General features: G+C 63.1%; 7 protein-coding genes and 2 pseudogenes (1 of these 9 only partly in view). 2 read left to right on the top strand and 7 right to left on the bottom strand.

The window, feature by feature from the left end; all coding sequences use genetic code 11:
- From H9K75_RS15335 to H9K75_RS15310, 6 genes and pseudogenes are all read right to left on the bottom strand, one after another.
- On the bottom strand, positions 1-898 hold the 5' portion of the coding sequence (locus H9K75_RS15335; RefSeq protein ID WP_187723277.1) for a benzoate/H(+) symporter BenE family transporter. It extends 281 nt beyond the left edge of the window; only the first 898 of its 1179 coding nucleotides appear in the window; the start codon lies at positions 896-898; the stop codon falls past the left edge of the window.
- A 107-nt stretch (positions 899-1005) separates the two neighbouring features.
- Positions 1006-2882, bottom strand: a pseudogene (locus tag H9K75_RS15330) (potassium transporter Kup).
- A gap of 120 nt (positions 2883-3002) precedes the next feature.
- Positions 3003-4297: pseudogene (gene gshA, locus H9K75_RS15325) on the bottom strand (glutamate--cysteine ligase).
- Between the two features lie 99 nt (positions 4298-4396).
- Entirely contained in the window at positions 4397-5863 is a 1467-nt protein-coding gene (locus H9K75_RS15320) for a TrkH family potassium uptake protein (RefSeq protein ID WP_187723276.1), read from the bottom strand.
- Between the two features lie 25 nt (positions 5864-5888).
- Positions 5889-7355 (bottom strand): Trk system potassium transporter TrkA, encoded by a 1467-nt coding sequence (trkA, locus tag H9K75_RS15315; RefSeq protein ID WP_187723275.1) that lies wholly within the window; start codon positions 7353-7355, stop codon positions 5889-5891.
- Between the two features lie 162 nt (positions 7356-7517).
- A complete protein-coding gene (locus H9K75_RS15310; protein WP_187723274.1) occupies positions 7518-8798 on the bottom strand; it encodes a glutamate-5-semialdehyde dehydrogenase in 1281 nt (426 codons plus the stop codon).
- An 88-nt stretch (positions 8799-8886) separates the two neighbouring features.
- Here H9K75_RS15310 and H9K75_RS15305 point away from each other — a divergent pair, with 88 nt between their 5' ends.
- Positions 8887-9174: a hypothetical protein gene (locus H9K75_RS15305; RefSeq protein WP_187723273.1), complete on the top strand. Its 288-nt coding sequence runs from the start codon at positions 8887-8889 to the stop codon at positions 9172-9174.
- Between the two features lie 156 nt (positions 9175-9330).
- On the top strand, positions 9331-9777 hold the full coding sequence (locus H9K75_RS15300) for a cupin domain-containing protein (protein ID WP_187723272.1): 447 nt from the start codon (positions 9331-9333) through the stop codon (positions 9775-9777).
- A gap of 5 nt (positions 9778-9782) precedes the next feature.
- Here H9K75_RS15300 and holA read toward each other — a convergent pair whose 3' ends face one another.
- Entirely contained in the window at positions 9783-10835 is a 1053-nt protein-coding gene (gene holA / locus H9K75_RS15295; protein ID WP_187723271.1) for a DNA polymerase III subunit delta, read from the bottom strand.
- Positions 10836-10856 lie beyond the last annotated feature (21 nt).

The following is a 10856-nucleotide window of genomic DNA, read 5'->3' as shown; positions in this document are numbered from 1 at the left end:
TGATTCCGCAGGACGCGGCCGCCGTGTAGCGCTTGGCCGGATCCGGATGGGCCTCCGGCCCCATGCACATGGCCGCGGTGATCGCGCTGAGACTCAGCGCATAGCCACCAAACGGCGCGAGCAGCAAGGTGCCGATGCCCGTCATGCTGATCAGCTTCGAGACCGGCATGTCATAGCCGCTGGCCTTGATGACGGCGACGCCCGGCAGGTTCTGCGACGCCATCGTCACCACGAACAGCGGCAATGCCAGACTCATGAGGGCCGCGAGCGAAAACGTGGGCATGGTGAAAATGGGTACCGCCAGATCCCATTGAACGGCGGACCAGTTCATCCGGCCCTGCACGGCCGCGAGCGCGATGCCGACCAACAAGGTGAGCATCACGGCGTAGCGTGGCAGCATGCGTCGGGTCAGCAGATAGGTGAGCAGCATCCCGATGATCAGCGCGGGCGCCGTCTGCGCAGCGCTGAATGCCTGCATGCCGAACTTCGCGAGCACCCCGGCGAGCAGGGCGGCCGCGATTTCCTGCGGAATCTTGTCCATGACGCGCTCGAACCAGCCGGTGACGCCCGCGAGAATGACCAGTACGGCGCTCACCATGAACGCGCCCACGGCGTCCCCCATGGTGAAGCCGCCAACCGCTCCCGCCGTCGCCAGAACCGCTGCGCCGGGAGTGGACCAGGCCACCATCACCGGTTTCCTGAGAATCAGCGAGGGCACCAGGGTGCATAACCCCATGCCAATGCCCAACGCCCACATCCACGATGCGATTTCTGCCGGCGTCGCGCCAAATGCCTGCGCCGCCTGAAACACGATGGCGACCGAGCTGGTCAGCCCCACGAGCACCGACACGAAGCCGGCAACAAAGGCGGAGAGCGTCAAATCCTTGAAAAATCGCATCGATCAGTCTTTCGCAACTGCGACGCGATGTCTTCTCGATTCCGCTTCAAAGCGGGTTCACGACGCCCACGCAATATACAAAGAAACGCACGCGCGCGCTCGAAGCGTCAGACTTGCACCTTAGAGCCCAGTTCGACCACGCTGTTGCTCGGTAGCAGCAGGAAGTCGGCCACACCCGCAGCGTTGTGGTGCATCTGCCCGAACAGCTTCTGGCGCCACAGCGCCATGCCGCTGTTGTTGTCGCCGGGCACGAACACGTCACGCGAGAGGAAGTAGCTGGTGCCCATGCTTTCGACCTCGCAGCCGCGTCCGCGCAGTTGCTGAAGCGCGGCGGGCACGTCGGGGTCGTTCTTGAAACCGTAGTTGATCTTCACGCTCCAGCAGTCGCTGCCCAGCGATTCGATCTGCACGCGCTTGTCGAGACCAATCCAAGGAACCTCGTGATTGACGATGGTGGCAAAGATATTCTGCTCGTGCAGCACCTTGTTGTGCTTGAGGTTGTGCAGCAACGCCGTGGGCGTGACCCGGGGATCAGCGGTGAGAAATACCGCCGTGCCCGGAACCCGCGTGATCGGGGCTGCTGCAACAGCACCATCTGCAGGAAATCACGCAGATCGATACCGTCCGAATGCAGCTTGTCGTAGATGAGGTCGCGGCCGCGCTTCCAGGTCATCATCACCGTGAACACCGCGAAACCGATGCTCAGCGGGAACCAGCCGCCCTCGAAGAGCTTGAGCATGTTCGAGGCAAAGAACGTGACGTCGATGCAGAAGAAAAACAGCGTCGGCGTGAGCGCCGCCCACAGCGGGTACTTCCAGCCGTAGCGCAGCACGAAGAAGGTGAGGACCGAGGTGATCGTCATGTCCAGCGTCACCGCAATGCCATAGGCCGCCGCCAGATTGCTGCTGGAGCGGAACATCACCACCGCCAGTGCGATGGCCACGCACAGGCTCCAGTTGATGAAGGGGATGTAGATCTGACCCATGTCGCGCACGCTGGTGTGCTCGATCTGGATGCGCGGCAGGTATCCGAGCTGGATCACCTGCTTGGTGATGCTGAACGCGCCGGTGATCAATGCCTGCGAAGCGATGACCGTCGCCATCGTCGCCAGTACCACGAGCGGGATCACGCCCCAACTCGGTGCAAGCATGTAGAACGGGTTCTTGATGGCTTCGGGATTTTCGAGCACCAGCGCGCCCTGTCCGAAATAGCACAGCGTCAAAGCCGGCATCGCGATGCTGAACCAGGCGAGCCGGATCGGCTTGCGCCCAAAGTGGCCCATGTCCGCATACAGTGCCTCGGCTCCGGTCACGCACAGCACGACCGCGCCCAGGATCACGAAGCTCACGAGGGGATTGGCGGCGATGAAGCCGATGGCGTAATGCGGGCTCAGGCCGCGCAACACCGTCGGGTGCTGCCAGATGTTCCAGATGCCGAGCGCCGCAATGCAGATGAACCACAGCAGCATGATGGGGCCGAAGAACTTGCCTATGCCCGCCGTGCCGCGCTTTTGCAGCATGAACAGGGCAATCAGCACCACCACGGTGAGCGGCACCACGCCCTTGGCGAAATGCGGCGACACGATCTCGAGGCCTTCCACAGCCGAGAGCACCGAAATCGCCGGAGTGATGACCCCGTCGCCGTAGAACAGGCAGGTGCCGAAGATGCCGATCATCATCAGCACCGAGCGCAGCCTGGGCTTGTCCTTCACCGCCTGAGAGGCCAGCGCGAGCATGGCGATCAGGCCGCCCTCGCCGTTGTTGTCGGCGCGCAGCACGAGAACCACGTACTTCAGCGAAACGATCAGCGTGAGCGTCCAGAACAGGATCGACAGGATGCCGTAGACGTTGTCATGCGTGAACGGGACGTAGCCCGAACCGAAGACCTCCTTGAGCGTGTACAGGACGCTGGTGCCGATGTCACCGTAGACAACACCAATCGCGCCCAGAGTCAGCGTGGTGAGGGAAGATTTCGAATTTTGCACAGAGGTTTAACACCCAGAACGCGACGGCGGCTGTGGGGCGGTATTCTCCACCAATCGGCCCACTTTGTGCCAGCGCCGAAATATGACATGCAATCGTTGACGGTGCCTTTGCAGATTCCGTCAGTCATACACCTCGGCATTGGGATCTGTGGCCTCCAGCTCGTAGCTCGATGCCAGCATCGCCAGACGCGCGACCACGCCGTACATGTAAAACCGGTTGGGCGCGCTTGCGCCGGGGCGCGCGCCGGGTTGCGGCAGGTGCGTGCTGTGCTCGAAGGCGAGCGGCACAAAGCTCGCGCCGGGCGCGTTCAGGTTTTCGTCGGTTCCACGCTCGGCGTGCATGCGGTAGAAGCCACCGACGACGTAACGATCCATCATGTAGACCACGGGTTCGGCCACGGCTTCCTGCACGCGTTCGCGAGTGAGCACGCCTTCCTGCACGATCACGTCGTGCACCACCTGCCCGTCCTTGATGACGGCCATCTTGTTGCGCGTCTTGCGTTGGAGATCGTTCAGTTCCTTGGCATCGTGCACCGTCATGATGCCCATGCCGTAGGTGCCGTTGTCGGGCTTGACCACGACCCACGGCTTTTCGTTGATGCCGTATTCCTTGTACTTGCGACGCACCTTGGTGAGCGTCGCGTCCACCGAAGCCTGAAGCTCGTCGAGCTTGATGCCCTCGTTGAAATCGACCCCTTCCACCTTCGTGAACAAGGATTGATGAGCCACGGATCGATGCCCAGCATCTTGCCAAAGCGCTTGGAAACCTCTTCGTAGCTCTGGAAATGGCGGCTCTTGCGGCGCACGCTCCAGCCCGCGTGCAGCGGCGGCAGCACGTATTGCTCGTACAGATCTTCCAGAATGCCGGGCGCGCCTGCGGACAGGTCGTTGTTCAACAGAATCGTGCAGGGGTCGAAATTCTTCAACCCCAGTCGGCGCTTGGTGCGGATCACCGGCTCGAGCGTGATCGTTTCGCCATGCGGCAGCGTGATCGTCGTGGCCTTCTTGATCTCCGGGCTGACCGAGCCGATGCGCACGTTCAGGCCCGCCATGTTGAAGATGCGCTGAAGCTGCATCACGTTGGCGAGATAGAAGGTGTTGCGCGAATGGTTCTCCGGAACGATCAGCAAATTGCGCGCTTCGGGGCAGATCTTCTCGATGGCGGCCATCGCGGCCTGCACGGCCAGCGGGAGCATCTGCTCGGTGAGATTGTTCCAGCCACCCGGAAACAGATTGGTATCCACCGGCGCCAGCTTGAAACCCGCGTTGCGAATGTCCACCGACGAGTAGAACGGCGGCGTGTGCTCCATCCACTCGAGGCGGAACCAGCGCTCGATCGCTGGCATGGAGTCCAGAATGCGTTGTTCCAGTTCGTTGATTGGACCGGTCAGGGCGGTAATGAGATGGGGAACCATCAATGTCCTCGCAAATTGCAAAAGGCTATCGGCGCGTAAGCGAGCCATTCTAGGCGACCCACTCAACGGATCTTGCCAAGGTCCGTTGCACCGCCCCCACTACCGTCGCCAGAAAGTCGGCGTCAACAGCGCGATGAACGAAAGAATCTCCAGACGCCCGAGCAGCATGCCGAGCGTGCACACCCAGAGCTGAAAATCGGTCAGGATGATGTAGCTGGAGCTTGGGCCGAGCCGCCCCATTGCGGAGCCCGCGCAGTGCACGCTGGCCAGCACCGCGGAGAAGGCCGTCACCGGATCGAGATCGGTGAGCAGCAGTGCCATGCTCAGCACGATCACGGTCGCGCCATACATCAGCATGAACGCGAGCACGGAGAAGATCATCCGGTTGTCCACCACCGCATTGCCGAGCTTGACCGGCTGCACGGCGCTGGGATGGATGATGCGGGCCATTTCGCGCTTGGCCTGCTTCACGAGGATCAGCATGCGCGCCATCTTGATGCCGCCGCCCGTGGACCCCGCTCCGGTCGCGACGCCCGAGAGCATGATCATGAACACCGGCGCGAACACCGGCCAGCCGAGATAGTCGGTGGTCGTGTAGCCGGTCGTCGTTGCCACCGACACCACATGGAACATGCCCATGCGCAGGGCTTCGAGCGGCGCATAGACGTCCTTGGCCCACAAAAGCAAGGCCACGAGCAGTCCTCCGCCCACGAGCGTCGCCATCGTGGCGCGCATTTCCACGTCGCGCCAGAAACCGTGCCAGTTGCCCTTGCGCAGCGCGATGAAATACAGCGCGAAGTTGCAGCTTGCAGCCATCATGAAAAAGATCGCAATCAGCTCCATCAACGGCGACTTGAAATAAGCAAAGCTCGCGTCGTGCGGCGACAGCCCGCCCAGGCTCACGGTCGAGAACATGTGCATGATCGCGTCCTCGGGCGTCATGCCGGCCCACCAGTAGCCCAGCGCGCAGAACAGCGAAAACAGCACGTACACGCCCCACAGTCCCTTGGCCGTTTCGGTCATGCGGGGAGTGAGCTTGGTGTCCTTGACCGGGCCGGCCGCCTCGGCCTTGAAAAGCTGGCTCGCGCCGACGCCCAGCAGCGGCAGCACGGCGACGGCCAGAATCAGGATTCCCATGCCGCCAAGCCATTGCATGAAGGTGCGCCAGACATTGAGCGACAGCGGCAATTGGTCGAGGTTCGACAGCACCGAACTGCCGGTCGTCGTGAGCCCCGAAACCGCCTCGAAATAGGCGTGGGTGAACGACATCGGCTGGTTGATCTCGTAGGAGACGAGCAGCAGCGGAATCGCCGCGAACAACGGCAGCACCACCCACACCATGGACACCAGCATCACCCCGTGGCGCGGCAGCAGTTCGCGCTGAAACCTGCGTGTGCTGAACCACAGAATCGCCGACACCAGCAGCGTGAACAGAATCGAGGCGACATAACATTTCCACAGCCCATCATCTGCATAGAAGGACGCGATGAGCGGCACGAGCAGCGCGCCCGCGAACATCGCGAGCAATGCGCACATCAATCGCAGGACGGGAAAGAGGTCGGACATCGTGGCAACGGCTGCGGCGCGGGTTTCAGAAATAGGTGGCGCTGACGCGGAACAGCTTTTCCACGTCCTTCACGAGGCGCTTGTTCGGCAGGAAGAACACCACGTGGTCGTTCGACTCGATCACCGTGTGGCTGCGCGGAATGATCACCTCGGGTTCCCGCTCTGGCGGCGGCGGTGCTTCTCCGTCGATGGGCTCGCGCGTATCGGGCAGACCGCGCACGATCAGCCCCATGTTCACCTCGGGCGGCAGCGGGATCTCGCTGATCTTGCGGCCTACCACGCGCGAACTCTTGCGATCGCCGCGCGCGACGATCTCCAGCGCCTCCGCCACGCCACGGCGCAGGCTGTGCACCGCCTGCACATCGCCCTGGCGCACATAGGCCAGCAGTTCTCCAAGCATGGCCTGCGCGGGTGACAGCGCGATGTCGATCTGCGTGCCGTGCATCAGGTCGGCATAGCTGCGCCGGTTGATGAGCGCCAGCACACGGCTCGCGCCCATGCGCTTGGCGAGCAGGCTCGCCATGATGTTGTCCTCGTCATCGCTGGTGATTGCGAGGAACAGGTCGATGTCCTCGATGCTTTCGCTGCTCAGCAGTTCCTCGTCGGTCGCGTCGCCGTTCAGCACCAGCACGTCGCTCGGCAGTTGCGAGGCCAGGTCCACGCAGCGCTCGTTGTTGAGGTCGATGATCTTGATCTGCAGATTGCCGCGCTTGGTGAGCTGCTTGGCAAGCCGCAGCGCGACGCGTCCGCCACCGGCCATCATCACGCGACGCACCGGCCGCGAGGACTGGCCGCTCTGGCGATGAAACGATGCCAGCACCTCGGGAATCTGATCACGTCCCGACAGCACGAACACCTCGTCGCCCGGCTCCACCATGGTCGAGCCATCGCACGAAATGAACCGGTCGGGCTCGTCCGCAAAGCGCCGGTAGATCGCGACGATGCGCATCGCCACGTCGGGCGCCATGAGTCGCAGCGCGCCGATGCGGTGGCCCACCATCGGCGCGGCGCCGCGTGCGCGCACGGAAACGAGGCATGCCCGCCCGCCTGCGAATTCGCGCACCTGCATCGCCTCGGGAAATTCGATCAGCTTGCCGATGTAGCGCGTGAGCGATTCCTCCGGGCAGATGATCCGGTCCACGCCAAAGCCGTCCTTGCCGAGCAACTGCTCGGTCGTCTCCAGACCCGACGAGCGCACGCGCGCAATGAGCTTGGGCACGTTGAACATCATCTGCGCCACCTTGCAGCAGACAAGATTCGTCTCGTCCTGCGCAGCGCACGCGATCAGCAGATCGGTGTCGTTTGCGCCGGCTTCGGCGAGCACGCTGGGATCGATGCCGTTGCCGACCACGCCGCGCAGGTCGTAGCGCGCTTCGAGTTCGCGCAGACGCTCCGGGTCTTTGTCGATCACCGTGATGTCATTGCGCTCGGACTCCAGGCTGTCCGCCACGCTCGCACCGACGCGGCCCGCTCCCAGAATGATGATTTTCATGGGTCAGGATCTCCCGCCCGAGGTGCCGGACGCCTTCCCGCTGAAACGCCGCTGCGGCGCGGCAGCGCGCCACGAGACAAGCTGATTGCATGGTCGCCATCGCTGAAAAAGAATTCAACTTCATCAATGAAAAACAGATCGGCGACGCCATGGCATCGTCGATCAGCTCCGTACTTCGCCTTCGCCAAGCACCACGTATTTGAGCGAGGTAAGCCCCTCGATGCCTACCGGACCGCGCGCATGGAACTTGTCGGTGCTGATGCCGATTTCGGCACCGAGGCCGAATTCGAACCCATCGGCGAAACGCGTGCTGGCGTTGACGATCACACTCGCCGAATCCACTTCGCGCAGGAATTTCTGGGCATGCAGATGGTTGGTCGTGAGGATCGCATCGGTATGGTGGCTCGAATATCGGTTGATGTGCGCAATCGCCTCGTCCACGCCGTCCACCAGCTTCACGCTGATGATGGGCGCGAGATATTCCTCACTCCAGTCGGCCTCCACGGCCTCGACCAGCCGGGCTCCGGCCACGGGTTCCAGGATCGCGAGCGCCTCGGGTGTGCCACGCATCTCCACACCCTTGGCCGCGAACAGCGCGCCGATCTTCGGCAGGAACTCGTCGGCCACGCCACGCGCCACCAACAGGCTTTCGCTCGCGTTGCAGGGACTGTATTTCTGCGTCTTGGCGTTTTCCGAGACCCGCACCGCCATCGCGATGTCGCACGGATCGTCCACGTAGACGTGGCAATTGCCGTCCAGATGCTTGATGACCGGCACGCGCGCATCGCGGCTGATGCGCTCGATCAGGCCTTTTCCGCCGCGCGGGATGATCACGTCCACATACTCAGGCATGGTGATGAGCTGGCCCACCACCTCGCGATCGGTCGTCTGCACCAATTGCACGCCGTGCTCGGGTAGACCGGCCTCGGCCAGCGCTCTGCCGACCAGCAGCGCCAACGCCTTGTTCGAGTCGATGGCTTCCGAACCACCGCGCAGGATGCAGGCGTTGCCGCTCTTGATCGACAGGCTGGCCGCCTCGATGGTCACATTCGGGCGGCTTTCATAGATCATGCCGAACACGCCGATCGGCACACGCATCTGACCCACGCGAATGCCGCTGGGCTGCTGCTTCATGCCGATGATCTCGCCGATGATGTCGGGCATCACCGCCAGTTGCTCGCAACCTTCGGCGCAGGTTTCCAACACCTTGGGCGTGAGCTTGAGTCGATCAACCATCGGTTCCGGCAGCCCTGCGGCGCGCGCGCGATCCAGGTCGCGCGCGTTGTCCACTTGCAGCGCGTCGATGTTTTCACGCAGCAAACGGGCCAGGGCCTTCAGGGCCTTGCTCTTGGCAGCAGACGGGGCACGCGCCATCAGCGCAGAGGCGACCTTGGCCTGGACTCCGAGGGCGTGGGTGTATTCGGCGAGATTGAGCGCGTTCATACCGTGATTCTCGCCCAAACCGGCCGACCTGCGCGCACAAGGGCCTGTTCGGGTTACGCTTGGCACTTCTTTCGCCAAAGACCAAGCCATGTCCGACACCGCACGCTACGAACTGCAGCGCTTCAGGCAATTTCTCCAGCAACTGGAGGACGGCAGCCTGAGCCCACACGGCTTCAGCGACAGCGCCCGCTCCCAGGAAGCGCTGCTCGCCGCCCTGCCCGCGCGCTATGGCGAGGTTTTGCTCGGCCTGCTCGACCGGCTCGAAACCGGCGCGCTGTTCACCGAGGAAAGCTGCTCCTTCAGCCACAAGGATCTGCACGACAACCTGCAACTCTGGGCCGACAAGGCGGGGCAGCAATTGCAAAGCGAGGGATGACCGGGGCCAGGCCGCAACACGGGAAATCACCGTGGACATCGTTGCGCGAGATTGCGATAACCGACGCTGACTGCCGTGCATTCGATCCGCCGCAGCCACTACGTCACTCAACGCGTTCCATTCGCTTGCTCGCTCCCCGAAAGGTTTTCCCGCACCATGCCGACATCTGCCCTCACCCAACACCCGATCCTGGCCGCCCTGGCTGCGCTTGTCGCCATCGCTACGGCAGCTTCCCCTGCCCACGCCGAGGTCTACCCGCGCGAGAGCATGATCAAGGCCGAAAAGAAGGAGGCCGCAGGCGGCAAGGGCGTGCTCAACGGTGAATACGCGTTTACGCGCGACATGCCCAAAAAGGACGAAGCCATCAAGGAAATCAGCTGGCTCACGTTGAAGCCGGGCGACTCCATCGGCTACCACAAGCACACCACCAACGAAGACACCTACATCATCATCTCGGGCACCGGCATCTTCAAGGACAAGGACGGCAAGGACGTCCCCGTGAAGCCCGGCGATGTGACCATCGTGCGCAAGGGCGAGTCGCACGGGCTGACGGCCACAGGCACGGAGCCGCTGGTGTTTGTCGATGTGATTGCGGAGCAGTAAGGCGGTTATCGCGCCCCACAGGTCTTGCACAACTGCAACCCGAGCCGCTGCAACGCCAGCCACCCGTTCTGCGGCCAGTCGGGTTGTTTCAGGCCCTTGACGATGCCGTCCACGATGTGCGCCGATTGCAGCAGGCGCGCGAGCGCGGCGTCGCCCACGTTGGGGAGGACGCGCTCGAACAGCCGTTCCTTCGGTCCCCAGATGCGGTTTTCGCGCAGGGCCATGGGCATGGGTTTGCCTGCATTGATGGCGTCCTTCACGCGCTTGAGCGAGCGGATGTCTTCGGCCAAGGCCCAGTGCACGAGCACCTCGGCCTCGCCCTCTGCCTGAAGGCCGTCCATCATGCGCTGCATGCGGGCGACGTTGCCGCTGAGCACGGCCTCCGAGAGCTTGAAGACGTCGTAGCGGGCGACGTTAAGCACCGCCTGTTCGACCTGTGATCGGGAGAGTTCGCCCTGCGGGTACAGCAGCGCGAGTTTCTGGATTTCCTGATGCGCGGCGAGCAGGTTGCCTTCCACGCGGTCGGCGAAGAAGGCGAGCGTGCGCTGGCCGTCTTCACCGGGCGCGACGCGCTGGCCTTGTTGCGACAGGCGCTGCGCAATCCATTGCGGCAGCGCGCCGCGTTCAACCGGATCGATCTGGATGCTGATGCCTGCGGAGTCAAGCGCGCTGAACCACGCGCCGGTCTTCGTCGCCTTGTCCAGACGCGGCAGCATCACGATGGTGAGCGTGCCTTCGTTGCCCGCCGAGTCCTGCGCGATCTGTTGCAGGGCCGCGCCGCCGTCCTTGCCGGGCTTGCCCGAAGGAATGCGGATTTCGATGATCTGCTTGTCGGCAAACAGCGAAAGCGAGCCGCCCGCTGCGAGCACACCGCTCCAGTCGAAATGCGCGCCCTGCACGGTGAAGCTGTTGCGCTCGGTGTAACCCACTTCGCGCGCGACGGCGCGGATGGCGTCCACGGCTTCCTGCTGCAACAGTGGCTCGTCACCGTGCAGCACGTACAGCGGTTTCACGCCTTTTTGCAGATGTCCAGCGAGCTGGTTCAGTGCCACTTGCATGCGGTCTGCGCCGATCAGGAT

Source organism: Diaphorobacter aerolatus (assembly GCF_014489535.1).
Taxonomy (GTDB): Bacteria; Pseudomonadota; Gammaproteobacteria; order Burkholderiales; family Burkholderiaceae_C; genus Diaphorobacter_A; species Diaphorobacter_A aerolatus.
The sequence above is the reverse complement of the archived record's forward strand: the minus strand, read 5'-3'. Positions and strand labels throughout refer to the sequence as shown.

Excerpts from the sequence above, each read along its gene's own strand:
- holA (WP_187723271.1), bottom strand. The coding sequence starts at position 10,835 with ATGCAAGTGGCACTGAACCAGCTCGCTGGACATCTGCAAAAAGGCGTG.
- H9K75_RS15305 (WP_187723273.1), top strand. The coding sequence starts at position 8,887 with ATGTCCGACACCGCACGCTACGAACTGCAGCGCTTCAGGCAATTTCTC.
- H9K75_RS15320 (WP_187723276.1), bottom strand. The coding sequence starts at position 5,863 with ATGTCCGACCTCTTTCCCGTCCTGCGATTGATGTGCGCATTGCTCGCG.
- H9K75_RS15310 (WP_187723274.1), bottom strand. The coding sequence starts at position 8,798 with ATGAACGCGCTCAATCTCGCCGAATACACCCACGCCCTCGGAGTCCAG.
- trkA (WP_187723275.1), bottom strand. The coding sequence starts at position 7,355 with ATGAAAATCATCATTCTGGGAGCGGGCCGCGTCGGTGCGAGCGTGGCG.
- H9K75_RS15300 (WP_187723272.1), top strand. The coding sequence starts at position 9,331 with ATGCCGACATCTGCCCTCACCCAACACCCGATCCTGGCCGCCCTGGCT.